At 46.8% G+C, this 26,991-nt stretch carries 24 protein-coding genes, 1 tRNA gene and 1 other RNA gene; 7 read left to right on the top strand and 19 right to left on the bottom strand.

The genetic code is table 11. The features are described from left to right. Position 1 precedes the first annotated feature (1 nt). The 5 genes from HRI97_RS03105 to dtd all read right to left on the bottom strand — a co-directional run bounded on the left by HRI97_RS03105 (position 2) and on the right by dtd (position 5,912). Entirely contained in the window at positions 2 to 934 is a 933-nt protein-coding gene (locus HRI97_RS03105) for a type I phosphomannose isomerase catalytic subunit (protein WP_253726467.1), read from the bottom strand. Continuing rightward, positions 927 to 3,665: an adenylate/guanylate cyclase domain-containing protein gene (locus HRI97_RS03100; RefSeq protein WP_253726465.1), complete on the bottom strand. Its 2,739-nt coding sequence runs from the start codon at positions 3,663 to 3,665 to the stop codon at positions 927 to 929. The genes HRI97_RS03105 and HRI97_RS03100 overlap by 8 nt, the downstream gene beginning before the upstream one ends. Positions 3,666 to 3,861: 196 nt before the next feature. Then, positions 3,862 to 4,857, bottom strand: coding sequence for a BtrH N-terminal domain-containing protein (locus tag HRI97_RS03095; protein ID WP_253726463.1), 996 nt, complete (start codon positions 4,855 to 4,857; stop codon positions 3,862 to 3,864). Then, positions 4,854 to 5,372 carry a PadR family transcriptional regulator gene (locus HRI97_RS03090; RefSeq protein WP_253726461.1) on the bottom strand — a complete coding sequence of 173 codons (519 nt, stop codon included), beginning with the start codon at positions 5,370 to 5,372 and terminating at the stop codon, positions 4,854 to 4,856. Before HRI97_RS03090 ends, HRI97_RS03095 begins: the two co-directional genes overlap by 4 nt. 99 nt (positions 5,373 to 5,471) lie before the next feature. Further along, positions 5,472 to 5,912 (bottom strand): D-aminoacyl-tRNA deacylase, encoded by a 441-nt coding sequence (dtd, locus tag HRI97_RS03085; protein ID WP_253726459.1) that lies wholly within the window; start codon positions 5,910 to 5,912, stop codon positions 5,472 to 5,474. Between the two features lie 242 nt (positions 5,913 to 6,154). Between dtd and ssrA the strand changes: the two genes are divergently transcribed. Next, positions 6,155 to 6,534: a transfer-messenger RNA gene (gene ssrA / locus HRI97_RS03080) on the top strand. A 427-nt stretch (positions 6,535 to 6,961) separates the two neighbouring features. Further along, positions 6,962 to 7,135 (top strand): hypothetical protein, encoded by a 174-nt coding sequence (locus tag HRI97_RS03075; RefSeq protein WP_253726457.1) that lies wholly within the window; start codon positions 6,962 to 6,964, stop codon positions 7,133 to 7,135. Between the two features lie 1,506 nt (positions 7,136 to 8,641). Here the strand turns inward: HRI97_RS03075 and HRI97_RS03070 are convergent. The 4 genes from HRI97_RS03070 to HRI97_RS03055 form a co-directional block, all read right to left on the bottom strand. Beyond that, positions 8,642 to 9,316 (bottom strand): ImmA/IrrE family metallo-endopeptidase, encoded by a 675-nt coding sequence (locus HRI97_RS03070; protein WP_253726455.1) that lies wholly within the window; start codon positions 9,314 to 9,316, stop codon positions 8,642 to 8,644. Position 9,317: 1 nt separating this feature from the next. After that, on the bottom strand, positions 9,318 to 9,656 hold the full coding sequence (locus HRI97_RS03065; protein ID WP_253726453.1) for a helix-turn-helix domain-containing protein: 339 nt from the start codon (positions 9,654 to 9,656) through the stop codon (positions 9,318 to 9,320). A 127-nt stretch (positions 9,657 to 9,783) separates the two neighbouring features. Continuing rightward, on the bottom strand, positions 9,784 to 10,077 hold the full coding sequence (locus HRI97_RS03060; protein WP_180487324.1) for an addiction module antidote protein: 294 nt from the start codon (positions 10,075 to 10,077) through the stop codon (positions 9,784 to 9,786). Position 10,078: 1 nt separating this feature from the next. Next, the gene (locus HRI97_RS03055; protein ID WP_253726451.1) at positions 10,079 to 10,372 is read right to left on the bottom strand and encodes a type II toxin-antitoxin system RelE/ParE family toxin; all 294 of its coding nucleotides are present in this window, start codon (positions 10,370 to 10,372) and stop codon (positions 10,079 to 10,081) included. Between the two features lie 186 nt (positions 10,373 to 10,558). Between HRI97_RS03055 and HRI97_RS03050 the strand changes: the two genes are divergently transcribed. Next, positions 10,559 to 10,894: a hypothetical protein gene (locus HRI97_RS03050; RefSeq protein WP_253726449.1), complete on the top strand. Its 336-nt coding sequence runs from the start codon at positions 10,559 to 10,561 to the stop codon at positions 10,892 to 10,894. A gap of 50 nt (positions 10,895 to 10,944) precedes the next feature. On the opposite strand, the gene HRI97_RS03045 is transcribed toward HRI97_RS03050, so the two are convergent. The 4 genes from HRI97_RS03045 to HRI97_RS03030 form a co-directional block, all read right to left on the bottom strand. Then, positions 10,945 to 11,448 carry a hypothetical protein gene (locus tag HRI97_RS03045; protein ID WP_253726447.1) on the bottom strand — a complete coding sequence of 168 codons (504 nt, stop codon included), beginning with the start codon at positions 11,446 to 11,448 and terminating at the stop codon, positions 10,945 to 10,947. A gap of 402 nt (positions 11,449 to 11,850) precedes the next feature. Next, the gene (locus HRI97_RS03040) at positions 11,851 to 12,231 is read right to left on the bottom strand and encodes a hypothetical protein (RefSeq protein WP_253726445.1); all 381 of its coding nucleotides are present in this window, start codon (positions 12,229 to 12,231) and stop codon (positions 11,851 to 11,853) included. 187 nt (positions 12,232 to 12,418) lie between these two features. After that, positions 12,419 to 13,528, bottom strand: coding sequence for a tyrosine-protein phosphatase (locus tag HRI97_RS03035; RefSeq protein WP_253726443.1), 1,110 nt, complete (start codon positions 13,526 to 13,528; stop codon positions 12,419 to 12,421). A gap of 120 nt (positions 13,529 to 13,648) precedes the next feature. Then, positions 13,649 to 14,338: a tyrosine-protein phosphatase gene (locus HRI97_RS03030; RefSeq protein ID WP_253726441.1), complete on the bottom strand. Its 690-nt coding sequence runs from the start codon at positions 14,336 to 14,338 to the stop codon at positions 13,649 to 13,651. Positions 14,339 to 14,833: 495 nt separating this feature from the next. Between HRI97_RS03030 and thrS the strand changes: the two genes are divergently transcribed. Continuing rightward, positions 14,834 to 16,591: a threonine--tRNA ligase gene (gene thrS / locus HRI97_RS03025; RefSeq protein WP_253726439.1), complete on the top strand. Its 1,758-nt coding sequence runs from the start codon at positions 14,834 to 14,836 to the stop codon at positions 16,589 to 16,591. A 132-nt stretch (positions 16,592 to 16,723) separates the two neighbouring features. Next, positions 16,724 to 16,969, top strand: a complete 246-nt coding sequence (locus tag HRI97_RS03020; RefSeq protein WP_253726437.1) for a PspC domain-containing protein — start codon at positions 16,724 to 16,726, stop codon at positions 16,967 to 16,969. Positions 16,970 to 17,023: 54 nt separating this feature from the next. Here the strand turns inward: HRI97_RS03020 and HRI97_RS03015 are convergent, their stop codons facing one another. Together HRI97_RS03015 and HRI97_RS03010 are read right to left on the bottom strand one after the other, a co-directional pair. Then, complete coding sequence (locus HRI97_RS03015; protein ID WP_253726435.1) at positions 17,024 to 17,848, bottom strand: Mrp/NBP35 family ATP-binding protein; 825 nt, start codon at positions 17,846 to 17,848, stop codon at positions 17,024 to 17,026. Positions 17,849 to 18,287: 439 nt separating this feature from the next. Beyond that, complete coding sequence (locus tag HRI97_RS03010) at positions 18,288 to 19,151, bottom strand: CPBP family intramembrane glutamic endopeptidase (RefSeq protein WP_253726433.1); 864 nt, start codon at positions 19,149 to 19,151, stop codon at positions 18,288 to 18,290. A 196-nt stretch (positions 19,152 to 19,347) separates the two neighbouring features. On the opposite strand from HRI97_RS03010, the gene HRI97_RS03005 reads away from it, so the two are divergent. Further along, positions 19,348 to 20,475 (top strand): lipid II:glycine glycyltransferase FemX, encoded by a 1,128-nt coding sequence (locus HRI97_RS03005; protein ID WP_253726431.1) that lies wholly within the window; start codon positions 19,348 to 19,350, stop codon positions 20,473 to 20,475. A 111-nt stretch (positions 20,476 to 20,586) separates the two neighbouring features. Here HRI97_RS03005 and HRI97_RS03000 read toward each other — a convergent pair. Together HRI97_RS03000 and HRI97_RS02995 are read right to left on the bottom strand one after the other, a co-directional pair. Continuing rightward, positions 20,587 to 20,659 (bottom strand) — tRNA-Pro (locus tag HRI97_RS03000). Positions 20,660 to 20,808: 149 nt separating this feature from the next. Next, positions 20,809 to 21,573 carry an ankyrin repeat domain-containing protein gene (locus HRI97_RS02995; protein ID WP_253726430.1) on the bottom strand — a complete coding sequence of 255 codons (765 nt, stop codon included), beginning with the start codon at positions 21,571 to 21,573 and terminating at the stop codon, positions 20,809 to 20,811. A gap of 287 nt (positions 21,574 to 21,860) precedes the next feature. On the opposite strand from HRI97_RS02995, the gene HRI97_RS02990 reads away from it, so the two are divergent. Next, positions 21,861 to 23,243, top strand: coding sequence for an MATE family efflux transporter (locus tag HRI97_RS02990; protein WP_253726428.1), 1,383 nt, complete (start codon positions 21,861 to 21,863; stop codon positions 23,241 to 23,243). A gap of 213 nt (positions 23,244 to 23,456) precedes the next feature. Here HRI97_RS02990 and HRI97_RS02985 read toward each other — a convergent pair whose 3' ends face one another. Both HRI97_RS02985 and leuS read right to left on the bottom strand, forming a co-directional pair. Continuing rightward, positions 23,457 to 24,128 (bottom strand): HAD family hydrolase, encoded by a 672-nt coding sequence (locus HRI97_RS02985; RefSeq protein WP_253726426.1) that lies wholly within the window; start codon positions 24,126 to 24,128, stop codon positions 23,457 to 23,459. 58 nt (positions 24,129 to 24,186) lie between these two features. Beyond that, positions 24,187 to 26,850 carry a leucine--tRNA ligase gene (leuS, locus tag HRI97_RS02980; RefSeq protein WP_253726424.1) on the bottom strand — a complete coding sequence of 888 codons (2,664 nt, stop codon included), beginning with the start codon at positions 26,848 to 26,850 and terminating at the stop codon, positions 24,187 to 24,189. Positions 26,851 to 26,991 lie beyond the last annotated feature (141 nt).

The following is a 26,991-nucleotide window of genomic DNA, read 5'->3' as shown; positions in this document are numbered from 1 at the left end:
CTTACACTGCGGATATGACGAGCTGCATATCGCCTTCGAATACCGCCCGTCCGTATTCATACGGAAGCATAAAGTGGCTCCCCTTCCGAATCGCCCTTCCGTCAACCGTACCTGCGCCTTCGACGACAGATACGAGCATAAACTTTTGATCCTGCACGATTTCCGCCCGTCCGTGCACGCCGAGCGTCCACACGGAAAAATACGGACAGCTTACGAGTTCGCCGAGATTTTTATTGATCGTTTTATGCGGATCCTTTTGCGGCAGACTCTCTTCAAACGGCGCCGTTATGACGTCGATGCTCTCGGCAATATGAAGTGCTCGCGGTTTTCCGTCGCTTCCCGGCCTATCGTAATCGTAGACGCGGTAAGTGACGTCGCTGTTTTGCTGCGTTTCAAGCAAAAGCGTACCGCCCTTTATCGCGTGAACCGTTCCCGGCGCAATAAAGAAAAAGTCGCCTTTGTGCACCGGCACTTCGCGGATAAACTCGTTCCAGCGCTTTTGTTCGATCATATCGCGCACTTCACCGCGGTCTTTCGCATTGTGCCCGATGACGATCTTCGTACCGGGCGCGGCATCGAGAATGTACCAGCATTCGGTTTTTCCGAGAGAGCCGTTTTCGTGCAGTTTTGCGTACGCATCGTCGGGATGCACTTGGATGGACAGGTCGCGCTCCGCATCGATGATCTTCGTCAAAAGCGGAAAGCGATCGCCCTGCACATCGCCGAAAAGCTCGCGATGATTTTTCCAAAGCTCGGAGAGGTGCATACCGGCGAAAGTACCGCCTGAAATCGTACAGTCGCCGTTCGGATGCGCGCTGATCGCCCACGCTTCTCCGACATGATCGCTCGGAAGTTCATAACCGTATTCTGCGAGGCGCTTTCCGCCCCACACCGTATCTTTTAAAACGGGATTAACAAAAATGATTTCACGCATTGCATTCGCTCTCCGCAGCAAGGTTCGTATACTTTGCAATCGCATCGGTATCTTTCGCCTGCTCCGCATAGTACAGCAATTTGTCCACAGCAGATCGAATATTGTCTTTATATTTTTCTTCAAGATAATTGATCATCGCGATATTCAAACTTTTCCGCGTAGACTCGATAATCGTTCTATAGAGGACATCGCGCACCATCACATCTTTAAACGTAAAGAGCGTCCGCTTTGCATTGTCGCAAATGATAAAGCCGCTCTCTTCAAGTTCGGTAAGCGAGCGATCGAGAACTTCCGAAGAAATCGTTTCGGACATAAGCGCTTCAAGCGCGGAAAGCGAAAACGTTCTGCCGATAGCGGAAGCATTTTTGCAGATAACCTGCGATTCATACGAAAGCGCATTGAGCTGTACGACGATAAGATTTTCGATCGTATACGGAATCTTTATATCATCGATAGGCTTGACGGGATAATAATAGCCTGCATCATTTTTAACAATTTTTTTATTCGAAATGAGACTTTCGACAATGCTTTGGATATACAGCGGATTGCCGCCGGACAGAGCAACTATTTTCGCCGAAAGCAGTTTATCGGGAGTTTCGAAATTTAAAAGCTTTGCCGTAAGCCGAGAAGCGGCGGTATCGTTTAAAGGCGCAAGACGCATCACTTTAATATTGTTCAGGGAAAAAATCCGCTTTATCTTTTTCGATTCACGCGAAACGGGTATGATGAGGATCGGCACGTTCTTAGATTGTCTGAAAATATACGAAAGCAAGTGCAGCGAAAGATTGTCCGCCCATTGCAGATTTTCAAGAACGATGACGAGCGGATGATTTTCCGCATAGTTTACGAGCAGCGTATATACGAGAAGAAAAAACTGCTGCTGCTTTGCCGCCGCATCAAGGCGCGCGGTTACCGGATTTTCCGCGAAACCGTAGCCGAGTACCGACAGAAAATACGACACCCAATTTTTATAAGCCGGAAGCTCGCGTACAAATTTGTTAACGACGTGCAGCAAAAGCATTTCGCCCTGCATCGAATCGGTTATGCCGACGACGCGCTTTATGATGTCGTTCCACAAAAAAAACGGGGTCGAACCTTCGTACGAATATGCTCTGCCGTACATGATGACGGTATCCGTGTATGATGCCATAATATCCGAAATGAAATCCTGTACAAGGTAAGACTTTCCCAAACCGATATCGCCGACAATAGGAGCAAAACACAGCTCTCCCTGTCTGGTTTTTTCATACAATGCCCGAAGAGCCGAAAGTTCGCCGCTCCTTCCGAACAGCTCCGTTTTATGGCGTACTTTTTCGATATCTCTTTTGAGCGACAAAAGATGATATACGGTTTGCATTTCGGAAAAACCTTTGAGCATGATGCCGGGCATCGTTTCCGTTTCGCTCATCGCATCGGTTTCCGCCTTTGTCGCTTCATCGATAAAGACGGTAAAACTTCCGTGGTTCGTCGCGTTCATCATGAGGCGCGCGGCAAAGTTGATCGCGTTGCCGACGATCGTAAAATCTTTGCGCATATTCGCACCGAATTCTCCGGCATAGACGACGCCCGTGGAAATACCGACGTTTACGATAATTTTACCGCCCGCCTTTTCCTCTTCTTCGATCAGCTTATACGCAAACAGCAGCGCCATGCGTTCTTTGTTTTCGATTGCAACGGGCATACCGAAAAAGACGGGAAACACGATACCCTTGTCGCTCAAATCGGGCTTTCCGCAATAACCGGTAAAACGATTCGCGATATCCTGCAGATCTTTATAAATTTTATTAAGACTTTCATAACCTTCGGCAATCGACGCTTCGCTGACGACCTGTCCGAAAACTCCGTCGAAGCGAACCATGCAGCACGTTACGTTGCGGTATTCGCCGTCAAAGCCCTGCACATTGTTTTTTATCCGGCTGAAGATAACGGGATTGATAAACGAATACAGACGATTGTAAAAACGCGGATTTGTAAACCATGTTTCCACGTCGATGTATTCGGGACGTTCGACCGAAGCGGCAAAATCTTCCGGGATATCGGTAAGATGATAAAAACCTTCCTGTTCGGCAAAGTAGCGTTCGAGCCCTATTTGACACGCAAGATCCCACACGGGAATACTCACGACGATCTCCTGCGTCGTACACGCTTCTTCCATTTTGATCGCTTGGATGACGGCCGCCCCGGTAAGCACCGGCGTCATCGAATATTCCGTATCGCCGAGAAATATCTGAAAGATTTCCCCCCGCCCCATGCCGATTTTCGGGCGCAGCTTAAAATGAACGAATTCTTCGGAAACCGTATTGTAATTGTTGCTCAACTCGAGGATGAGGATCATCGCTGCAAGCGCACGGCGTAAATTGTTTTCATCGTTTTCGTCTTTCAATCTTTCGAAACAGATGAGGATAGAATCGCCTGCAAACTGGAACACGGAACCGCCGAACCCGCGGACGGTTTCTATAACGACCGAATAATAATCTGACAGCGTATTCGTAAGATCCGCAACGTCGCGGCCGGTTTTCATATAGCCGTCGACGATTTTCGTAAATCCGATGATATCGAGGTATACCATGACGCCCTGAAATTTTTCTATCGTCCGTTCGAAAAAGCAGCATGGCGATTCGCCCATCATTTTTACGACGCGATAAGGAACATAACGCGTCATAAAAAAAAGCTGTTCGGGCGTTATGTCGGTATCAGTACGCAAAATGCAGTCGATGCAATTTTCTTTCATTGACAAAAGCCTCAAAAATTAAATTGAACTTTCTGTATCTTTTGTCAGTATAATAGAATTCACCGCGCGACTTCAAGGGTGTGTGGACTCGCACGCATTGCCCGTGTTGCATTCGCTGCGGAAATCAATTTTTAATCGCACGATTTTCATCGGCCGGACGGTTTCGATCAGCTGCAGTACAATTTTCCGCATCCGCTTACGGCATCTCCTTTTGCTGTCGGATATTTTCGAGCAGCTGCATCGCTCCTTTTTCCTTTTCGGCGAGACTTCGCAGGAGTTCCGACGCTTGCAGCACGTACCGTCTTTCACCGGTTTTTCCGACGTTTTCAAAAAGCGCGATGACGCGCGACCAGTCTTTCGCAATATCCGTAAACGCTTTGTGTGCTTTTTCGATCGCATCGTGTTTCGTCAAGCGATAAGCTTCGGCTAAAAAATCGCGGTAAAGATTTCGAAACAGCGCTCCGCCGGTCCCCGCTTTTTCCATCAACATCGCGCTCGCGGCGAATTCCGTTTTAACATCTCCGGAGCCGTCGAACCATCGTATAATTTCGCCGCTCGCTTTTTCAATGCCCTTGTACGAAAGATTTTTAATCGGAGGAGAAAGATACGCCGCCGCATTACCGCGGATCGCTTTGACGACGGCTTTTTTGAGCGGAGTGCATTTTTCTTTTTCGATCGTATAATACAGATTTTTCGACGACATCGCTCCTTTTTCGCTCCGAGCCGCTTCCAAACTTTCCAGCGACGTCACCGAAGAAGTACCCTGCTGTTTCGTATCGATTAAAAACGCATTTTTATCGTCATAACCGATAATGGCGACGTAGTGTCCCGCAAAATGTATCGGATGCGAAAAATATTCAAGGTGATAGCAATCGAGCTTTACGCCGACCGCTTTGCCGGCATCCAACAGCGCTTTAACTCCTTCCCACGCTTTTTTGTGCGAACTCGTTTCCCGTACCGTAAGTTTCAATTCGAGATTTTTTGCGATATTCGCAGTGAGTACGTCGGGCTTGACGCGGCCGCCCATAAACGGAAATGCCATCGTTTTCATGTTCCATATAATAAAGTTTAAACCTTCGCCGATCCCGAACAGCATCGGTTCTGAAAGCTCGATCCCCAACTGATGCAGCAAAGTTCCCGTCGCAGTAGTTTCGCAGTGCTGTCCGATAAAGGGTTTTACCGATACGTTCATTTTTTTATCCTCCTCAATTCCGCGCTTATCCAATCCGCTTCGGTTTTCAACAATGCTTCGCTCAAAGAGAGCAGCTCGCGTGCAGAGCGCGGCGCATTTTCATTTTCCGTAATCTTTTTTTGCAGCGCTTGTAAATCTTTTTTTATTTCGTTCCGCCGATTTTTAAAAGCGTCGATGAGTTCCGAAGATTCCAACAGCCAGCTTCCGGCTAATCCCGTCATAAAGTGCATATTCGAAGGCCGCCGCTTTTCGATTCGGTTTTTCGTTTCTTCTTTCAGAATCGCCATACCTTTATCGGTTATGGAATAACGCTTTTGTGCTTTGCCCGCCGTATGAGTGCCGGCCGCCAAACCTTTTTTTTCAAGTCGATCTAAAACGTAATAAATTGAAGAAAAGCCGACTTCAGTCCACTTCCGCATGCCCCGCTCTTCGATGAGATGTTCGATGTGATAACCGTGCTGCGGTTTTTCGGCTAAAATGCCAAGCAGCAGCAGCTCCGTCAATGATATATCCATGCTTAGTATTCTAGTACTAGAATAAAGAAAAGTCAATCGCGTATAAAACATCCGATAAAATTATCAAAATGATGAGTCGGAACAATATGCCGGATAGTTTCAAACGGTTTCAAGCATAATCGTAAAGGGACCGTCGTTGACAAGCGAAACTTTCATATCGGCACCGAAAATACCGTGACCGACAGAGCGGAATCGGCTCTCGCAGTACGATAAAAAATATTCATATATGTTTTTGGCATAAGAAGGTTCGGCGGCATTGTCAAAACCGGGCCGATTGCCGCCCCTGCAGTCCGCATACAGCGTAAACTGCGATACGACCAAAAGTTCGCCCGCAACGTCTTCGATCGATAAATTCGTCTTTCCGTTTTCATCTTCAAAAATGCGAAGCTTACGGATTTTTTCCGCGAGCTTTTCAGCGGCCGCTTTTGTGTCTCCGTGCGTAATGCCTAAAAAAACGAGAAAGCCGCGAGAAATGGAAGCGCAGCACTCACCGTCTACCGATACCGATGCGGAACTTACGCGTTGAATCAGTGCTTTCATTATAAAAGTATCCCTTCATAGCCGGATGCATGAGCGCCGTTTTTATTGCGCTTTGTTATACACCGGCTTTCGTCAAAATAATAATATTTTTTTATGCGTTCGGCAAGGCGCTCGATTCGGGATCTTTTTACATGTATACAAAAAAGATACGCGGATAAAATCTGAAAAAAAATCGATAAAAATCGAAAATACGCTTGACAAAATCACTCAGCATGAGTATCTTTAAAGCGATTCCGCAAATCGGGGGTGCACCGGTTTCGACGGATACGGGAAAGCTTGTACTGCAGGTAAGGCCGCGTTTCCTTTGAAAACGCAAAAAAACATAACTGCCAAACGTGAAGAAGACTTCGTGTCTGAAGACGAACAGTTAGCTCTTGCTGCGTAAGCAGCGACTTAAAGAGCCGGAAACCCGTCCGCGCCGCTCCGAGCTGGCGGGATTTCCGTCGTAAAACGGGGCTTGCTGCGCGCACTGTCCGATATGCGCGCAGGACATCTATCGGAATACGGAGCGGACACCTGCTGTGCCGTTAAACGCTCCCGACAATCACCTCGCACAGCTACACCTGTAGATGTACCTGTTTTACGTACCCGGACGGGGGTTCAATTCCCCCCATCTCCAAAATGCATTTTGTAATTTTAATAAAACGGGAATTGAACCCCGCGAAGCGAGCGCCGAGCAGGGCGAGGAAGAACTCACAAATCCGAGCAGTGCAGAGGATTTGTGAGTGCCTTATATAAAAGAAAAACGTTGCAAATGTTTTTCAACTCACGACTTTTCTACGGCACGGATGCCGCCGGAAGCGAGCGGAGACGGCTTGAAGAAGCATACAGGATGTATGCGACTGAAAGCGGTTCAATTCCCCCCATCTCCAAAACGCATTTTATACTGATACTATAGACGAGGGTGATAATATGGTTTTGTTTCTTGCCATCTTGTATCTTCTCGTTGCCGGTATTATAGGCGCATGTATCGGCGGTTTTATCGGTAAAATTGTTTCAATTTTACTTTCTCCTTTTATAAAGCGCTCGCTTAGAAAACGAGACATGCTATGATCGCTTTACTTATTCTTGCCGTGATAATCGGCGCCGTTTTAGGCTTTTACTACCTCGTATGGCTTCTCGTTAAAGCCGTTCATAAACGCCTTGACGATAAACTCCCGTCCGTCGTTCCCGAAAAAATCGATTTACTCGTCGCGCTCGGACTATTGTTTCGAAAGAATTAACGCTCAAGCAATTTATTAAACCGCTCGCGCGCCTTTCTGCGATCATAAAAATTCCTTGACTTTTCCGCATTTTATGTTGATACTATAGACGAGGTGCTTGTTATGGACGTATTCTTTGCAATAACCTTTCTCGTTATTTGTGCTGCAGTCGGCGCTCTTATCGGCGGCGTTCCGATTTACCTCTTTTTCCGTCTCTTGTCCCGTTCTCTTAAAAAACGCGGACTACTCTGATTTCACTTCCAGCAATTTATTAAACCGCTCGCGCGCCTTTCTGTTTCCGCGCTTTCCTTTACGGGCAGCGCCCAAATACGTTTCAGCTTCGCCATCGTTTTATCTTTGCCGGGCTTTGAGCAACGGTAGTGCATAATTTCGTTTACGGCGGTGACGATACCAGAAAAACCGACGAAGCCTAAAAATATCTGTGAGCGTCATAATTCCTCATATATATAGTTATTTTTGTTTCTGTTTTTTGATAAAATTTTTCACTTGACAGATAATCAACACCCCCGACGCAAGCGTCGGGGTATGTTGTTCTCATAAGGTGGTTGCAGTCGGCTTTAATACCCTTTGTTACGACGCAAGCGTCGGGGTATTAAACCCTCCGCACGAATAAATAAGACCGTATATTGTACTTGAACAAGGGGCAACCTACGTTCAGCTAAATGGAAGCCGCCAACTATGGCGGTTTCTGTTTTTTATACCTTGACAAATAACAATTTAAGTCATATATTTTAATCGAGCAGGCTATATGCCTGTTCAGCTGCCGCCAGTTACCGATAACGGTGCTGGCGTGTTTTTTTATGAAAGTTCTCTTGACAGATAATAAATAAGGCCGTATATTGTACTTGCTCGAATGCGTATAGCGATTATACGCCTCTTGGGGCAACCTCCGCTCGAAAGGGCGGTTTTTCATTTTAATGCCGCAAGAAAAGTCCCGCAATTACGCGGGGCTATTATTTTCTCAAGTATTGTTATAAAACCGCACTTCGACAATCCTCGCAACGCTAAGCGGGTGTTTTAATCCTCGGCGCTCGGTATATCCGTTTCCATGATGGCTATTGTTTCTTCGATAGTTGAAAGCCTGATTGTTTTTCCGTTGTCAATGGCATATTGCGGATAGCCGACAGGGAGCGTGAATTGAAACACCGTAAACGGGCGAGTGATTGTGGTGCTGCATCGAGCGGTGTAAAGAGATAAAAAAAGGGTGTGCAAAATCTAGAATCGTCAATTTTGCACACCCTTTATAGACTAGCTAAGGCTATCGCGCCTTATACTTGCTTTGTGGAATTACAAGTTTGAACGCTTTTAATCCATACTGTGAAGCATAGATTCTTTTACCGTTCCTAGTAATCCATTTTGTAAAGATTACAACAGTAGGCGAAGTATTATTCATACTTTATTTCTCCTTGACAAATCAAGGAGGACAAAGTAAACTTAAAAGACTGGGGTTACTTGTCCAACAGACTTGTCACTTGTATTACTTGTTTCAACCGTTCTTTAGATTCGTCAGAGCGATTGAAACAGCCCTATAAGGCCTTGAATGCTGCTAACATTCAAGGCTTTATTTTTTATAACTTCATTACGTTTTCTCTCTATATTCGGTTTTAAGACCGCACGAATTCTTGCCGTTGCGGCACTACACGAAACGCCATAAACGGCTTGTATCTCCTTTACAATCTCTCTATCTGAATGGTGATCCTCGTATAAGCTACACAAAAAAGGAAGTAACGTAACGAGAGGCATGAGTAATGCGCCGGCGGCATGTTCTGCTTGCCACTCTGCATTTTCATAGGTTTTAATCGGGCGTTGCGTATTTCTCCGTGCCGCCAACGGCGCAAGTTGCATGACAATCCCGCTATGCAAAATAACATGACCTACTTCGTGCGCAAGTGTATATCGATTGCGAGGGTATTCGTTTTCGAAATCAATCATGAATTTTTCTGTTACTTCAATTCTGTTTGTGGGGAAATTCGTCTGTGCCTCTATTGATTCGAGGGGATATCCATGAACAAGAGCGATTTTATAGCCATGTGAATTCCAGATCGCTTTTTGTATATCTTGCATTGTAAGCCTACTAGGCTCTATTAAATGCTGCGGTATATAGTTTGCAAGATATTGTTCGACATAAGCTTCAATAGCCGCCGCACTTAACGGCGGCATAGGATGCGTTTCCAGTAACATATTATTTTTCTCTCTCCTGTCTTAAAAAATTTTCCAGCGCACTTACGGCCGCAGGACTTTTTCGTGCAGCAGCAAACGCCTGTGCGTATGTACCGTTCTTTGCCGTCTCAATCGCGGCATTCTTAATGTCCTCTTGTAAAAGGCGTTTCAACTCCTCGACATCCTGATTGTAATATTCCGCGATCTTCGGTATTACTTTGCTGCGTACCGGCATTTTTACGCCTGTCTCCAATTCTGAAAGGTACATAGCAGAAATACCAAGTGCAAAAGCGACGGTGCGAAGTGTTTCGTTTTTCCCGTTTACCCGCAAATCATAAATCTTTGTACCGAATTTAGACATATTCAATTCCTCCATCCCTACTATATATCATTTTATAAAATACGTCAACAGCTAAACATCTGTTTTTTAGCTTACAAAAAAAAGATACCCAAAAACATAAATGTTCCTGTATAAATCCGTACACGCATTACATCGTTTTTGCTATCGGCGTAGGCGTGAGCGTGTAGCCGATAGCGTGAAGAACGTTCCAAACGGTTGAGAATGTAGGGTTGCCGTTCGGGGAAAGCGCCTTATACAAGCCCTCCCGTGTAATCCCCGCTTCCTTTGCGGTCTCTGTCATTCCTCTTGCTCTTGCCACTGCGTTTATTGCACGGAGCAATTCCTCTTGTGTGCCGTCCTTTGCAACAAGTTCAAGGTAGCCTTCTCTTAATTCTTCCGTGTCGAGATATTCAGCAATATCAAATTCCGTAGTTTTCAACATCTTAAACCTCCGAAGCCATTTTCTTGGCAATCTTTATATCTTCGCATTGTGTTGATTTATCACCGCCCACAAGAAGTATTACAATCTTGTTATTTTTATTTGTAAAGTAAACACGGTAGCCCTTACCCACATCAACCCTTAGCTCAAACACTCCGCCGCCGACCGACTTCGAATCCCCGAAATTACCATCTGTCATTCTATCAATCCGCCTTGCTATCGCTACTTTTGCAACGGCATCTTTCAGTTTTTTAAGCCATTTTGAAAATTCTTCCGTCTGCCTTACTTCATAGTTCATACTTGTATCGTAAACTATAGTTCACACTTCGTCAATAGGTTATATGTAACGCCGCGTTTATTGGCGTGCAGTAAAAACGGATAATTTATTGTATTACATAACGTTACATATTATAATCCTCTGTCTGCATTACCATCCTATATATCTCACGGTAATACAGTTTTTACGCTTCAACCGGCGGAGCGTATGACGCTGAAACTGCCGAGTTTTCCGGCGGGAAAAATTATTTCCGACAAGCCGATTGTATTTAAAACATATGCGGAAAACGCCACTATTGAAGATATGCCCACGTATGAATTAAATGTAGTTAATACGTTCACACACCAAATAACGGTAAAAGTACAGAACGATAGATTTGCTTCGCCGCAATCGATAACAATTCCGCCGGCTGCAACGGGAGTTGTTCATACTCGACTTAATCCTACCGACATACGATTTGATTTCACTTGCGATGTCGGCGGTTATCGTTATGAGAATTATTTTGATAAAAGCGATAAAAAATATTTTTTGAAGATTTATTAAATCATTATCGCCTCTTTACGCGAAGAGTGATAATCGAAAAACAGCGAAAATTAATTGATTATAATCACTTTATCGTAAACGGTAATCGTAAAATTCCCATTCGTGTCTACGGCGACATTCGGTTTATCCGTATAAAACGTAACGTTTTTCTCCATTCCAGCCGCTACCGTAGCTTTATCACCGTATGTACTGCCGAGTAAATTATTTTTTTCACTCACAGTAACTTCTACGGCGGCATTATTTTTTATCTTAAACTGATATGCCGTCATATCGGTAAAATCAATCTTTAATGCATTGCCGTTCGCGTAATCATAATATTTTTTAAACACCGCACGCGGATTGTTTTCGAACTCAACGCTTCCCGTCCACGTCGTTTGAATTACCGTACTCGTCCCGTTTGCCAGCGTATATGACGATCCGTCTATTTTAAAAGTGAGAGACACGGAGGCATTATTCGTTACCGTCGCGTTTTCGATTTTATCGTATTCGGTAATATTACAAGCGTTTAAAGAAATCAATATAAAAGCAAAAGTAATAAATATAATTTTTCTCATAATTATTGATACCTCTATTGAATACTATACCCTATTTTTTTTAATACGCCAACCTCATCTTTCCGTACGCTTTGATTCTGCTGTCATTTTTTTCATAATTCCGCGAGTGTAACAAAACCTGTGAAATACGAATAAATTCATTTTGTATACAGCGAAAAAAGTATACAAGAATGTAGACACAATGGCGTTTTGTAGCGTCTATTGTTGTGCAGTAAAAACGGATAATTTATTGTATTACATAACATTACATATCTATATTAAACGAGCTTTTTGTCTTCAATTCCCCATCTCCCAAAACGACAGCCTTTTATGCTGTTGTTTTTATATGCGTTATAACTTAGTGCAATGACGGAATCGGAATTGAATCTTTTTATAGAAACTCGCTAAAAAAACTTTTGCCTATCATGGTTGCTTTTTATAGGTGCCCCAAAAATATAGTTTACCATTACCTGATTTAGACTTAAGATTTAAGATGTCTGTTTGTATCGTATAGGAATATGTTCTGACGACTGTTCCATCGACGACCAATTTTAATTCAGTCGAAGAATATTGAATAAAACCTGTTTTCCTTATCCCGTTATCACGAGTATAAACAAATCGATTACCGGAAAAAGTAAACGTTGCATTTTTAGCGTCAGGATTCGGGTGCTTCCAGCTTCCTTCAAATTGTGTAGGAGTCGAATCATAGACGATTTCGATTTTAGGATCGCTTACCGCGTGATTACATCCTATAAATAAACCGAAAGTCAAAAAAATTGCAAAAACAAAATAAGTTCTTTTCATTTTACACCTTCTAAGAAAGCCAACACTTTATTTTTCTTAAAATCCCTAATCCTAACTTGTATCTCTAATACTTGAATTATTCTATACAATACTTTCACGATTTGTCAACATTTCGGTTTGCATTGCATTTGCAGCGGGCATGCATTTGCACACCCGCGCTGCGTAAAATTTCCGGCGCCGCACTTTCCTATTGCAGCGCCGCACGAACGGCGGCAAGCTCTTCACGCGTAAGGCCGACTTTTGTGCGGAGGTAATTTTCGACGACTTTTCCGACGTTCCGATCGGTAACGCTTCGCCCGCCGTTGATCGATACGAGCGTACCGATGATGACACCTCCGATCATATCGTACTGCTCCGTACCTTTTTTGACGCCGAAATAATTTTCAAAACTCGTCATGTAATCGGCTTTGATTTCATCGAGCGTCGCGCCGCACAGAGCTTCGAGCAGAGCGCACACATAGCCCGCACGATCTTTTCCTTCATTGCAGTGAACGAGATAAGACGCGCTTTTCTTTTCGCCGATAAAGACGAGGGCGTCGTGCAATTTTTTAATAAAATCTTCGTCGGCAAACGAAACGCCCATGTTGAGAAAAACGACATTACCTTTTTCCGCAAGCCCTTTGTAATACGGCGCTTCATCGATGTGTTTCCAAGCGCTTTCGCGGCTGTCGGCAAGGTTTACCGCAGCTTTTATGCCGTTCGCCTGTATGAGCTTTTCGGCATAAGGGGCGCGCGCATCACCGTAGACGGGATTGCACGATCGGTACAAGCGGCTGGACGCAATGCCTCCCGCTTTTACTTCGCGAAAATTGGCAAAAACTTCGTCGGATGCATAGTCGCTTCTGTTTTCACTTTTTTTAAGCTGGCGGATTTTATAGTCGGCAAGGTATGCACCCTTCCCTTTCATTGCGACGGAGACGGGAGTGCCGGCTGCAGCTCCGCTCGTTTTGGCAAAATTGCCCATATTGATTGCGAACGAAACGCCTCCCTTGCTCAAACGGACGAGGTATTTTCCGTTATCGACGTCGCTGTAATTCGTACACACGGGAGCATCGAAGGCGAAAGCGCCCGCCTTTACCGACACGATGTCGCCCGGCTCGAAACCCGCCGCGGTAAATTCATCCTGCGTAATGTTAAGCGCACAGTTTCCGTATTTGTCGATCGACGATACCGTCGTTTCGATTCCTGCACGTGCGCTTTCTGCTGAAACTTTTTTTGTCGTCGCACAGCTTGCCGCAAAAAGAGAAGCGATAAAGAGCAATGCAATCGGCATCAGTCGTACTTGTTTTTTCATCATGATTCCTCCATGATTACCGATTATATCACAAAAAGCTCCGTTCGAACACGGGAAAGAAATATTTAAAACGTCGAACCGCACGGTATCGGTATACGATCCGCTCCGAAAAACAAATGCCGTTCAAATCGAAACGAATTTTTTGTAAAGTTTTCGGCGCACCGCGTCAGTTACGCCGATCTCATCGAGATACTGAATGACGCCGCCGTAATTTTTGTGCAAAAATGCGAGCAGCTTTTCCATATTCATATAATGAGAACCCGAATTGTCGGACATAAAGCCCTTGATATACGTGTGGCTCACTTCGTAGTCGGCTACGATGTCCTTTTCATCGACGCCCGCGATCGTATATAAAAACATCGCGGTAAGTCCCGTACGGTCTTTTCCCGCAGCACAGTGAAACAGCGTCGGTCCTTCCGCATCGGCTAAAAAAAACAGCACTTTGCGGAATTCATCGCCGCTCACCGTGAGGAGCTGCCGATACATATTGTACAACGTGCGCGTCATATACACGTCTCCGTTCACTTTGAGTTCGTGAGGACGGATGGAACCCTGCACCGATATGTTTTTATAAACGCAGGCCTTCGGCAGGCAATCGGGACGGGAAGCCGTTTCTTCAGGATGGCGAAGGTCGAGGATCGTCCGTATACCCAAATCTTCAATGCGATGCAAGTCGGCTTTCGTCGCTTTTGCAAGTTCGGTCGAACGATAAAACACTCCGTATTTCGTCATCCCGCCGCCGCTGCATTCCCAGCCGCCGAGATCGCGAAAATTTTCGATGCCGTCAAAATGCAGCCGTCTGTAAGCTTTCATGTGCACTCCCATAAAAACGTTTTATCGCACCCCTGATTTGTAAGACACAAGTATAGCATAAAAGGCAGGGAGAGCGAAAGCGGTGAAAAAAATTCAAATTGTTGACAACAGCGAAAAACACATACTGCGAAAAATACACCGCAGGGGCAACCGCAATCAGGGATTCCGCATGAAAAATGTATACACAGAAAAGAGACATAATATAAAATAAAAAAGGCGGAACGCGAGGCAGCGGCAATGCCGCCGAGCCGCTCTAACCGATGGCAAGCGAACTTTTTGGTAAAAAAGTTCGCGCAGTCCGATTCCAATCACGGTCTGCTGCGGCGAACGGCAGGGCTGCTGCCGGGAGTGCAGCCGATCTTTTACGGTAATGGTTATTTTTTGAGGAATATAGATTCTCATGCGTAATCCCTGCAACCGCAATTTCCAAGTGATTTACAAAAATCGGCATTCGGGTTATTATCAATGCAATCTCTCGATATTATAGGTACGTATATGGCACTCGATGAACGATTACAGACGATCAGGCACAGCTGTTCGCACGTTATGGCGGAAGCGATCAAACATCTCTATCCGGGTACGAAAATCGCGATAGGCCCCGCAATCGATACGGGCTTTTATTACGATTTCGATTTTCCGAACAACGTCAAATTTTCGGAAAGCGATTTTCCTGCGGTCGAAAAAGAGATGCGGAAAATTCTTTCGGGCAATCACGAATTCGTACGCAAAGAGATTTCAAAAGACGAAGCGCTTTCCCTTTTCAAAGACGAGCCGTATAAAATCGATTTGATACAAAACCTTCCCGCAAACGAAGCGATCTCCACTTACGAACAGGACGGCTTTTGCGATCTCTGCCGCGGGCCGCACGTTTCGAGCACGAAAGAGATAAACGCGCAGGCTTTTAAATTGATGAAAATTGCGGGCGCATATTGGCACGGAGACGCAAGTCAGCCGATGCTCACGCGCGTATACGCAGCCTGTTTTGCAAAGCCCGACGATTTGAAAAATTATCTCAAAATGCTCGAAGAAGCCGACAAGCGCGATCATCGAAAACTCGGCGTAAAGATGGATCTCTTCCACATAGACGACGAAGATCCCGGTCAAATTTTTTGGCATCCGAACGGCTGGTCCGTGTATATAACGCTGCAGGAATACATGCGAAAAAAGCTCGAAGCCGACGGCTATATGGAAGTCAATACGCCGGCGATTATGCCGCGCACGCTGTGGGAACGGAGCGGACACTGGGGACATTATCAAAAAAATATGTTCATCACCGAAAGCGAAAAGCGCATGTTCGCGATCAAGCCGATGAACTGCCCCGGCGCAATCGAAATATTTAAAACGCGGACGAGAAGCTATAAAGACCTGCCGATGCGCCTTGCCGAATTCGGTCACTGCGTTCGCAACGAGCCGAGCGGAACGCTCCACGGCATTATGCGCGTGAGAGGCTTCGTGCAGGACGACGCGCACATTTTGTGTACCGAAGAGCAGATCGAAAGCGAAGTCGCAAAGTTCTGCAAGCTCCTCGTCGACGTATACGACGATTTCGGTTTTAATAAAAATCTCATCGTCAAACTGAGCACGATGCCCGACGATCACGTCGGAGACGAAGCGACGTGGCATCACGCCGAAACCGCTCTCGGAAACGCGTGCAAAGAAGCGGGTCTCGACTACGACGTGCAGCCGAAAGAAGGCGCATTTTACGGGCCGAAGCTCGAATTTACCCTCGTCGATGCGCTCGGCCGCGAATGGCAGTGCGGTACGATTCAGCTCGATTACCAGCTGCCGTCAAGCGAACGGCTCAACGCGGAATACATCGGAAAGGACAATCAAAAGCACCATCCGGTTATGCTGCACCGCGCCGTGCTCGGCTCTCTCGAACGTTTTATCGGCATCCTCATCGAAAACTACGCCGGCGCTTTTCCCGCGTGGCTCCACTTCGAACAGGCGGCCGTCGTTCCCGTCGGGCCCGATTTTTACGAGTATGCCGAAGCTGTGCGGAACGCGCTCGCCGAAAAAGGCATACGCGCAAACGCATACGTCGACGAAAGCAATATGAAAAGCAAAATCAAATCGATAAGCTCGGAGCGCAAAACGCCGTACATCCTCATCGTCGGACAAAAAGAAAAAGACGAAGGTGCGGTAACCGTCCGCTTCCGCGCCGACAGCGGTCTCGAACAAAAAACGTTTTCGCTCAAAGACTTTATCGCCTATGTACGGGAAAAAACGAAAACGCACTACAACGGCATTTGATCGATTTTTAAAACCGGCATTTCCGGCACTTCGTTTTAAGCGACGTGTCGAAAATCGAATTCTGTCGGCGCCCGTCCGCGTAAGGATAAAGCCGACAGCGTCTTTATTCCTTTATCAAGGGAGCGATTAGCGATGCAAAAAAGATTATATAAATCGGATGACAAAAAAATCTGCGGCGTATGCGGCGGCATCGCCGAATACTTTGACGCCGATCCGACCGTCGTCCGCTTTATCTGGGGCATTTTAACGATTTTGAGCTTCGGTATGGGCGGCATCCTCGCCTATATTCTGTGCGCTTTTATCTTTCCCGATAAACAGAAAGCGCATATTTCAGACGGAGCCGAATACGATACGACTCACACATCGGAAAAAGATTAAATTCGCTCGTAATTCGCCGCGTATACTTTTGCCGATCGATGCGTACCGCAGGCTTTACAAAGCAAGTATCGTATCGATTGCGCTATCGACGTAATCGACGTTCAAGTCTTCGATCGTCCCCAAATCGATTGCGGCGGACGACTGTTCTTCTATCGGAATTTTCGCGAGCACCGGCAGATCATAATTTTTTGCGATCGCTTCGATATTGCTTTTACCGTATACGTTGATGATTTCGCCGCACTTCGGACATTTGACGTAGCTCATATTTTCGACGAGACCTAAAATCGGAATCTTCATCATCTGCGCCATCTTCACCGCTTTTTCGACGATGACGCGCACGAGCTGCTGCGGGGACGATACGACTATGATGCCGTCGACCGGAAGCGATTGAAACACCGTGAGCGGTACGTCTCCCGTACCCGGCGGCATATCGACGAACATATAGTCGACGTCGCGCCAAATCACATCCGTCCAAAACTGCTTTACCGCGCCGGATATGACCGGTCCCCGCCAGATGACGGGATCGGTATTGCTCGCAAGCAAAAAGTCCATAGACATGAGCTGAATGCCGCCGTCCGTCGTCACCGGATGAATTATCTGTTCGTTCCCTTCGGCGCGCGCCGAAGAGAGACCGAACGCTTCGGGGATCGAGGGGCCGGTTATATCGGCATCGAGGATCGCCGTACGTTTTCCTTTTCGATTCATGGCGCAGGCTAAAAGACAGGTGACGAACGACTTTCCGACACCTCCTTTCCCGCTTAAAACGCCGATCACTTTTTTGACGCTGCTGCCTTCGTGCAGCTTTGCGCGAAAATCCCGCTGCTCGCAGCTTTTGCCGCACGAAGTGCATTCGTTATTGCAATTTTGTTCTTCCGCCATCGTATGCCTCAATTTGGATTACGGCCGCTTTCCGAAAACCGCAGAAGTTTTCAGCGACAACCGTATATAACTCGAATTTCGAGTTTGTAAAACTCGAAATTTTCCAACCGTTTCATATATCATGAATGGAGAGTTTCGAAAACAAATAAAATCATGCGCAAAGCGAGATTCCGGCTGCGTGCCGTTTCGAGCGTTATACTTACGGAAGCCTGCCCTAAAAGCTCGCCCGCAGCATACACGGCGAGTTTTCAACGCAAACTCGGTAGTGAGCGCAGCGAACGAAGTTCTCGCTGAAAGTATACCTTCATTTATAAATAGTTTCGAAACTCGATATTCAGACTACGTATAATGTACTCATAAAAAACGGCGGCGTCAACTTCGGCAAATCGAAATCGAATATCGTTCATAATTCGAAGTATAGCATAAAGGATACATGCCGTCAAAATACGGGAAGCAAGTTTTTCCGCTTGAGCAGATAGAGGATGGTTACAAAGATAAAGGACAATAGCTGCGCCGTTACGATCCGTACAACTTGCAGATGATCGCTTCCCCTGCTCGAGGCAACGTGAACGATATTGATGATGCTGTTGTTAAAAAAGTGTTCGGACAAGCCCGCCCATACGGATCCGGTCATTCTGTATAAAAAGCTCATCTTCAAACCGTAGACGAATGTGAGCGCGACATAGCCTGCGCCCAAAAGCAGCATCGGAGCAAGCTTCATCTGCCCTTCGATAAACGAGCGTACGGGCATTATCAAATGCCACAGCCCGAACAATAATGCGGTAATAAATATTGTCATCCTACAGTCATACCGCTCGCGCAAACACCGTGTAAAAAGCCCGCGGAACAAACCTTCTTCCATCCACACATTGAGCACATTGAATAAAAGAATAAAAGCGATGCCCGTGCTTACAAACTCGGTACTCTTTACCAGTGAAAAACCGCCGGACGCTATCTTCAAAGAAGGAGAGGCTCCCTGAACGTACAGCACGATGCACTCGACCGCATAGGCGATCGTGTAAAAGCCGAAGCCTAAAGTCAAACCCAAGCCGATATTTTTAAGCCGACCGTCGCATACAAAACCGATGTCGCGCCAATGCAAACCCGATACGAAAAGCACGGCGAAAATTACAGCGACGCCGCACGCTTTATGAATAAAGTTTTCACCGATAACGCTTTCGTCCGTTTTGAGCACAAAATATTCCCACAGACGGAACGCATAGCATATAAAGTATATTGCAATACATACCGACAGGGGATATTGAAAGAAAGCATTTCCTATTGCATTTGTATTGTATTTCATTCGTATTTTCCTCCGCACAACAGTATACCACAAGAACAAAAAAATATCCCCTGCACAAAACCGTCAGAGCGAGCGTACGCCTCACAAAGAACGAGAGAAATTGCAGCGATGCGTATAAAAATACCGCGTCATATACGCCGAACAAAAGCCGTCACCGGCATTGCGCCTTTTGCGTTTAATTGTTATGGTAGCCTTTATGGTTGCGATCGAACAAGTATCTCCGGAAGCGTTTCCTCCGCAAGACAATCTCTTTCAAACGGCATTTTGGGGAACATTTAAAAAATTCACCGGACAGGAAGCGCGATTTTTTTCGGCGACGTTTACGGATGACGCTTTTTCATCCGCGTACACTTTTCCGTTTATGGTGCTCTTTCGCCCGCGTCACGACGGCAGTTCCTACGCATACGCGCCGAAAGCTCCGTCGCTTGCGCTGCCGGCGGAACAACGCGGTACGCTTCTCGAAGAGCTCGCGCTCGCCCTCCGTCCCCATGTTCCCGAAAACTGCATTTGCGTGCGCTACGATTTGGCGTGGCGGAGCCAATACGGCGGAGAAGAGATCGTCAGACCTGAGACGGCACAGCTTGCGCTCAACTGGGGTACGAAAACGCATAAGCTGCGGAAAGCGGCGGGAAATCACCTTGCGCCCGATACGGTTATTATCAATTTATCGCTTACGCCTGAACAGATTCTTTCGCGCATGAGGGCGACGACGCGAAACTGCATACGCCGTTCATACCGGAGCGAAATCGATTTTGCCGTCGGCGGCATCGATATGCTGCACGATTGGTATGCGCTGTATAAAGAGACGGCGAAGCGAAAAGGTTTTTATTACGAAAGCGAAGAGTATTTCAATGTCTTATTTTCGCACAAGCGCATTCAGGAAAACACCTTTCACGAACCGCCGCCGCGCAAAAAAATCGAAACAATAAAAAAAGAAATCATCCCGCTCACCGCCCCCGCTCCGCTTCCGCAGTTCCATATTATGACCGCTTCGAAAAGCGGAAAACTGCTTTCGGGAATCATCATCGCGCTATCGGGGCGCAATGCGTATTATATGTATGCCGGCTCCGCGACGGAGCAGCGCGAGCTCATGCCGAACTACGGACTCCAATGGGAAGCGATACGTTTTGCACGGAGCAAAGGCTGTACGCGCTACGATCTCATGGGCATTCCGCCGAACGGCGATGTGTCGAATCCGATGGGGGGTCTCTATCTTTTTAAAACGGGATTCGGCGGCGAAAAAGTGCGTTTTGCCGGCGCGTGGGATTATCCGTACGATGAAGATCGGTACGCGTATTTCAGGCTCGAAGAGCAGATGCATTGAAAGCGCATCGATCGACAATTATTAATAATTGTAATTTTGAGAGATAGGCAGATGCCTCTAAAAACTCAAGCCAATTTTTTAAAGGCTTCCGTCCGTTTCTACGGCGAGAAGTCGGGATAGGGCGGTTCGAACGCCCGACATCTTGCTCCCAAAGCAAGCGCGCTACCGGCTGCGCTATATCCCGAAAACGAAAGCAAGTATAGCCCGAATGCCCCGTTTTGTCAAAGCGGACACACACAAAAGCGCTCGTACCATTCTACTCGAAGATAACAAATCTGCAGACGAATATTCTTTTTTTTCATACCGGAAGCACCGGCATAATCGGCAAGCATATTAATATGTAAGTCCTTTAATTTGCAATCCCAATTCATGGGCAAACCATTTTGCATCATAACCTTCGTTATCAACAATATTTATATCTGCTCCATGCTCTATCAGATATTCACTTATTTCAATATATTTCAAATAAACGGAATAAAACAATGCTGTATCACCGTTATTATCAATATTATTAATATTGATTCCTTTTTCTATAAGAAGCTGTACACAGTCCATATTTCCGGAATAAACAGCCCCTGTTAAAGCATTTTCTTTATCATCATTTAATTGATTAATATTTTTGACTTTATTTACAATCCAATTCAGAATATCAATATCACCTGATCTTGCTGCATACCATAAAACTGTTTCGCCATTTATAGACTTTGCATTCACATCAAGACCGTATTTTAGTAATAATCTTAATGCGTCTTTCTTTTCATTTACAATCATTGCGGCAAATAAATAATTATTAATAGAGGGGACTATAATATTCACATTAGCACCTTTTTTCAACAAAAATTCGGCAACATCATAGTGATTGTAATATAAAGAAACTTCTAAAGGGTTTATCATAAACAACCCTTCAACCCCGTATTGCTCAACCGATCTGGGACCGAATTTTTTATAATATTTTTTTACACCCTCCAAATCACCGTTTTCAAGATACTTTGAATATTCGGCAAAATCTTCTAATGTAGGAAATTCTTCCTTACAGGAAACAACTGCTAAGACCGATACTATAATCGATATATATAAAACTATTCTTTTTATACTCATTTATTTACATCTCCATGCCAATCTTGATTCCCACCCGCAAAAATCATTCCACCGCTTTATTATCTTATCTCTTTTTTACCGTATAAAAGCGAACATAATTCTCCAACAAATATTCCCGATAGGTTCCTTTATATCCTTTCGGAACGGCATACTTACGGACTGTCGGAATATGAATCAGTATACTCGTACTTTAATAAAAAGCAATCCGCACAAACATCCGCCATCCGCGGGCGGCTGCACACATAAAGCGCTGGACAAATGCACAAAAGCGCTGTACAGTAAAAGCCATGACGCGCGACGGCAACAACGGTACATCCGCTTCCATTCTCACCGGATCCGTATGGCGCTCGCTCCTTTCGTTTTTTTTCCCTATTCTGCTCGGCACTTTTTTTCAGCAGCTGTACAATACGGTCGATGCCGTCATCGTCGGGCAATTTCTCGGCAAAGCAGCCCTTGCCGCCGTAAGCGGAGGAAGCGGCGTCTACGTCAATCTCCTCGTCGGATTTTTTCTCGGCATATCGAGCGGCGCGACGATCATAATCTCTCAATTTTACGGCGCCAAACGCGAACGGGAGCTCAGCCGAGCCGTACACACCGCTATGGCGATGTCGATATGGGCGGGCATCTTTATGTCCGTCGCCGGTTTTTTCGCATCCGCTCCCGCGATGAAAGCGATATCGACGCCGAACGATATCTTCTCGCTTTCGGTAACATACCTCAAAATCTATTTTGCAGGCGCTCTTCCGATGTTCGTCTATAACGTCGGATCGGGCGTTTTGCGCGCGCTCAGCGACAGCAAAAGTCCCTTTATTATTCTCGTTGCAGGCTGTATCGCAAACATCTTTCTCGATCTGCTTTTCGTCGCGGTTTTCCGCTTAGGCGTCGCGGGGGCGGCATGGGCGACCGTTATTTCGGAAATCCTCTGTACGGTTTTGACGCTTGTAAAACTCATGCGGGAGCCGAACCGCTACGCCCGCCTCGTCATCGGAAAAATCCGCTTTACGCCGCACCTCCTTTCACGCATGAGTGCGATAGGACTTCCTGCGGGCATTCAAGCTTCGCTCTATACCGTTTCAAATTTAATAATTCAATCGAATATCAATTCATTCGGAACGGATGTTGCAGCGGCGTGGGCGGCATACGGCAGGCTTGATTCCGTCTTTTGGATGACCGTAAGCTCGTTCGGCATTGCAATCACAACCTTTGCCGGTCAAAACTACGGCGCTCGCAAAATCGATCGCATGAAAAAGGCGACGATACAGGGGCTCGGCATGGCGGGAGGGGCAGCCGCCTTTTATACGCTGATCTTTTATCTTTTCGGACAATACATCTTTTTGCTCTTTACGCACGACCAAGCGGTAATCGCGCAGGGAAAGTCGCTGCTGCATTTTTTGCCGCTCTTTTTTATCACCTACGTTCCGATCGAAATTCTCTCAGGCACGATCCGCAGTACGGGCGAAACGTTCAAGCCTATGATCATAACGATGCTCGGCGTATGCGTGCTGCGCGTCGCGTGGATTTTCACAGCCGTTCCGCTGCATAACACGCTTCTAACCGTCGTCGCCTGCTATCCGATCACGTGGACTGCGACCGCGATCGCTTTTTTTATCTACTACGGCAGAGGAAAATGGCTTATAGGTCGAAGGTCGAGTTGGGAAAATATCAACTAATAGCGCTGTAGTTACGGCGAGAACTTCGTTTCGCTGCGCTCACTATCGAGTTTGCTCTGCAAACTCGCCATGTATGAGCCGCGGTCGAGCTTTTAGAGGCAGGCTTTCGTAAGCCTAACGCTCGAAACGGCACGCAACCGGAACCTCGCCGTAAACATAATTTTATTTGCTTTCCAAACTTGCTATTCAGTTCGTGAGTGAAAGGATATTTTTTTATCCGATATTTCGTACACCGACGGCAGCCGAAAGCTCTTTTGCGTTATTGACGATTTTTTGCGCTCCGTGTTCGGCAAGGAATCCGCGGTCTTTAAAACCCCACGAAACGCTGATGCACGGGATGTCCGCATTTTTTGCAGTTTCTATATCGACTTCGGAATCGCCGACGTACACGCAGTCTTTTTTTCCCGCTCCGATTTTTTTAATAATTTCAAACACCGAATCGGGGGCAGGCTTCGTTTTGATGCCGTCTCTCGTTCCGACGGCGGCATCGAAGAGGTGCGGAAAATACGTTTCGGCGAGAATCCGCACGGCTTCATCCGGCTTATTCGAAACGACGGCGGTTTTTATGCCGGACGCGCGCAGAGACGCGAGCAGTTCGGGAATACCGTCGTAGGGTTTTGTCGCATCGGCGCAGTGAACTTTATAACGGGCGTCAAAATCTTCGAATACTTTATCGAAAAGGGCATCCGCCGTACCTTCGGGCACTGCGCGCCGAATCAATTTTACCGCACCGTTTCCGACAAAACGCCGCACTTCTTCGCGCGTCCGCTTCGGAAAACCGTTCGCTTCGAGGGCGTAGTTTACGCTTGATGCCAAATCGTCGAGCGTATCGAGAATCGTGCCGTCCATATCGAAGATAACCGCTGTATAATGCAATCCGCTCATCGCTTTACGCCCCTTATCGCCGTGTTCCGAAATATACCCGCCGCATCCCGCAGCCGAATCACTGTACGACGATATTGACGAGTTTATCCGGCACGACAATCATTTTAATAATTTTTTTGCCTTCGATGTGCTTTGCAGCGCTTTCCTCCGCAAGCGCTTTTTTTTCAAGTTCGTCTTTCGGCGTACCGCTTGCAGCTTGAAAGGTTGCACGGAGTTTTCCGTTTACCATAACGGCTATCGTTTTCGTATCGTCGGCAGAATATTTTTCGTCGATTGCGGGCCACGTTTCGTATGCAACCGTCCCGTCGTGGCCGAGTTTTTGCCACAGCTCTTCGCCCAAATGCGGCGCGTAGCACGAAAGCATTTTGACAAAACCTTCCCACATGACTTTCGGCACGACGGAAAGCTTCGACACTTCATTGATAAAAATCATCATCTGACTGATCGCCGTATTGAACGAAAGGCTTGCCGTATCGTCGCTCACTTTTTTTACCGTCTGCGCATAGGTTTTCCGCGCAGATGCAAGAGAAGCGTCGTCGAGTGTGCCGAAGATATCGATATCGCCGATTTCCTTTTCGCTCACGTTCCACACTTTTTCGAGAAAGCGGTTTATGCCGACGATGCCCTGCGTATTCCACGGCTTCGACATCACGAGCGGCCCCATAAACATTTCGTACATGCGTACGCTGTCCGCGCCGTAGAGCTGTATCTCTTCGTCGGGATTTACGACGTTTTTCAGCGACTTGCTCATCTTTGCGACGACGCGTTCGAGCTTTTCTCCCGTCGCTTTTTCGATATAGACGCCGTCTTTTTCTTCGACCATATCGGTCGGCACGAGGGTTTTATTTTTGCGCTCGTATGCAAACGACGTGATCATCCCCTGATTGACCAGGCGGCGGAAGGGTTCTTTCGTAGACACGGCTCCGATATCGTAGAGGACTTTGTGCCAAAAGCGCGCGTACAAAAGGTGAAGCACCGCGTGCTCGGCACCTCCGACATAGAGATCGACCGGCATCCAGTATTTTTCTTTTTCGGGAGCGCAAAAACGTTCGTCGTTGTGCGGGTCGAGATAGCGCAGATAATACCAGCAGCTTCCCGCCCACTGCGGCATCGTGTTCGTTTCGCGTTTCGCTTTTCCACCGCACTTGGGGCACGTACAGTTCACCCACTCGTCGATCCCCGCAAGCGGACTTTCCCCCGTACCCGTCGGCTGATAGGTTTTTACATCGGGCAGCACGAGGGGCAAATCCTTTTCGTCGACGGGAACGACGCCGCAGGCCGGGCAATGCACGAGCGGGATCGGCTCTCCCCAATAGCGCTGTCGGCTGAAAATCCAATCGCGCAGTTTGTAATTTACCGCTTCTTTGCCGATACCTTTTTCGGAAAGCCATGCTATCATGTCTTTGATCGTCTGTTTCGTAGCCGTTCCCGTAAAGGCACCGCTGTTGATCGAATACCCGTCCGCACTCGTGCACGCATCGGCGACGTTGAAGATTTCGGGATGCGCTTCGACAAGTTTTCGATATGCCGCCTCGTCTTTTGCGGCGTTCAATAAAATCGCCTGTCCCGCTTTTTCGTCTCCGCCGCCGAGAGAAGCGGCTTCTTCTTTCGATGCGACGACTTTTACGATCGGCAAATCGAATTTTTTCGCAAAGTCCCAGTCGCGCTCGTCGTGCGCGGGAACGGCCATAATCGCACCGGTACCGTACGAAATAAGTACGTAATCCGAAATCCAAATCGGAATCTCGCGTCCGTTTACCGGGTCAATCGCATAGCTTCCGGTAAACACACCCGTTTTATCTTTTGCCAAATCGGTACGCTCAAGGTCTGATTTTTTTGCGGCGCTTTCGACGTATGCGTCGACGGCTTCTTTTTGCTCGTCGGTCGTAAGCTTTGAAACGAGCGGGTGTTCGGGCGCGATAACCATGTACGTCGCTCCGAAAAGCGTGTCCGCCCGCGTCGTGTAAACCGTGAGCTTATCTCCGCTCGCTTTGCCGTCTTTGCCTGCGACGGCGAAATCGACTTCTCCTCCCGTCGATCGTCCGATCCAGTTTTCCTGCATGAGCTTGACGCTTTCAGGCCAATCGAGTTCGTCCAAATCTTCGAGCAATCTGTCGGCGTACGCGGTAATCTTTAAAACCCACTGCCGGATCGTTTTGCGCGTAACGGGAGAACCGCAGCGTTCGCATTTTCCTTCTTTGACTTCTTCGTTTGCGAGCCCCGTCTTGCAGCTCGGACACCAGTTTATCGGAGAATCCGTTTCATAAGCGAGACCGCGCTTGTACAGCTGTAAAAAAATCCACTGCGTCCATTTATAATAACTTTCTTTGCACGTGATGACGCACCTGTCCCAATCGTAGGAAAACCCGAGCGCTTTGATCTGCTGCGTAAAGTGTTCGATGTTCGCCATCGTTGAAGCCGCCGGATGCGTGCCCGTTTTAATCGCATAGTTTTCGGCGGGCAAACCGAATGCATCGTAGCCCATCGGATGCAAAACATTGTATCCGTTCATGCGGAGATAGCGGCAGTAGATGTCGGTCGCCGTATAGCCTTCCGGGTGTCCGACGTGCAAACCCGCGCCGCTCGGATACGGAAACATATCGAGAACGTAGCGCCGCTTTTCTTTCGGTACCGATTCGTCTTCCGTCGTTTTGAACGTTTTATTTTTTTCCCAATATTTTTGCCACTTCGGTTCAATCGTTTCAAAAGGATATTTCGACATAGGTACTCCAATCGTTTTGTGCGCACTGCAAGTTATTCAGCTCGCCTCGGCACATTTTATTTATTTTTGAAAATTAAAAAAAGACGCGCAAGGCGGAAATGCCCGTAAGCCGCGCGAGCGATTTTAATCGGCGTTTTCATT

The sequence above is a fragment of the Treponema socranskii subsp. buccale genome, assembly GCF_024181585.1.
GTDB lineage: Bacteria > Spirochaetota > Spirochaetia > Treponematales > Treponemataceae > Treponema_D > Treponema_D buccale.
Note: the sequence above shows the minus strand (reverse complement) of the source record. Positions and strands in the feature narration are given on the sequence as shown.

Bases quoted from the DNA above. Each gene is read 5' to 3' on its own strand.
- HRI97_RS03040 (WP_253726445.1), bottom strand. From the start codon at position 12,231: ATGAAAAGAACTTATTTTGTTTTTGCAATTTTTTTGACTTTCGGTTTA.
- HRI97_RS03035 (WP_253726443.1), bottom strand. From the start codon at position 13,528: ATGATGAAAAAACAAGTACGACTGATGCCGATTGCATTGCTCTTTATC.
- HRI97_RS02990 (WP_253726428.1), top strand. From the start codon at position 21,861: ATGACGCGCGACGGCAACAACGGTACATCCGCTTCCATTCTCACCGGA.
- HRI97_RS03100 (WP_253726465.1), bottom strand. From the start codon at position 3,665: ATGAAAGAAAATTGCATCGACTGCATTTTGCGTACTGATACCGACATA.
- HRI97_RS03010 (WP_253726433.1), bottom strand. From the start codon at position 19,151: ATGAAATACAATACAAATGCAATAGGAAATGCTTTCTTTCAATATCCC.
- HRI97_RS03060 (WP_180487324.1), bottom strand. From the start codon at position 10,077: ATGTTGAAAACTACGGAATTTGATATTGCTGAATATCTCGACACGGAA.
- dtd (WP_253726459.1), bottom strand. From the start codon at position 5,912: ATGAAAGCACTGATTCAACGCGTAAGTTCCGCATCGGTATCGGTAGAC.
- HRI97_RS03020 (WP_253726437.1), top strand. From the start codon at position 16,724: ATGCAAAAAAGATTATATAAATCGGATGACAAAAAAATCTGCGGCGTA.
- HRI97_RS03095 (WP_253726463.1), bottom strand. From the start codon at position 4,857: ATGAACGTATCGGTAAAACCCTTTATCGGACAGCACTGCGAAACTACT.
- HRI97_RS03065 (WP_253726453.1), bottom strand. From the start codon at position 9,656: ATGTCTAAATTCGGTACAAAGATTTATGATTTGCGGGTAAACGGGAAA.
- HRI97_RS02995 (WP_253726430.1), bottom strand. From the start codon at position 21,573: ATGAGTATAAAAAGAATAGTTTTATATATATCGATTATAGTATCGGTC.
- leuS (WP_253726424.1), bottom strand. From the start codon at position 26,850: ATGTCGAAATATCCTTTTGAAACGATTGAACCGAAGTGGCAAAAATAT.
- thrS (WP_253726439.1), top strand. From the start codon at position 14,834: ATGGCACTCGATGAACGATTACAGACGATCAGGCACAGCTGTTCGCAC.
- HRI97_RS03005 (WP_253726431.1), top strand. From the start codon at position 19,348: ATGGTTGCGATCGAACAAGTATCTCCGGAAGCGTTTCCTCCGCAAGAC.
- HRI97_RS03030 (WP_253726441.1), bottom strand. From the start codon at position 14,338: ATGAAAGCTTACAGACGGCTGCATTTTGACGGCATCGAAAATTTTCGC.
- HRI97_RS03090 (WP_253726461.1), bottom strand. From the start codon at position 5,372: ATGGATATATCATTGACGGAGCTGCTGCTGCTTGGCATTTTAGCCGAA.
- HRI97_RS03105 (WP_253726467.1), bottom strand. From the start codon at position 934: ATGCGTGAAATCATTTTTGTTAATCCCGTTTTAAAAGATACGGTGTGG.
- HRI97_RS03055 (WP_253726451.1), bottom strand. From the start codon at position 10,372: ATGAACTATGAAGTAAGGCAGACGGAAGAATTTTCAAAATGGCTTAAA.
- HRI97_RS03075 (WP_253726457.1), top strand. From the start codon at position 6,962: ATGATCGCTTTACTTATTCTTGCCGTGATAATCGGCGCCGTTTTAGGC.
- HRI97_RS03045 (WP_253726447.1), bottom strand. From the start codon at position 11,448: ATGAGAAAAATTATATTTATTACTTTTGCTTTTATATTGATTTCTTTA.
- HRI97_RS02985 (WP_253726426.1), bottom strand. From the start codon at position 24,128: ATGAGCGGATTGCATTATACAGCGGTTATCTTCGATATGGACGGCACG.
- HRI97_RS03015 (WP_253726435.1), bottom strand. From the start codon at position 17,848: ATGGCGGAAGAACAAAATTGCAATAACGAATGCACTTCGTGCGGCAAA.
- HRI97_RS03050 (WP_253726449.1), top strand. From the start codon at position 10,559: ATGACGCTGAAACTGCCGAGTTTTCCGGCGGGAAAAATTATTTCCGAC.
- HRI97_RS03070 (WP_253726455.1), bottom strand. From the start codon at position 9,316: ATGTTACTGGAAACGCATCCTATGCCGCCGTTAAGTGCGGCGGCTATT.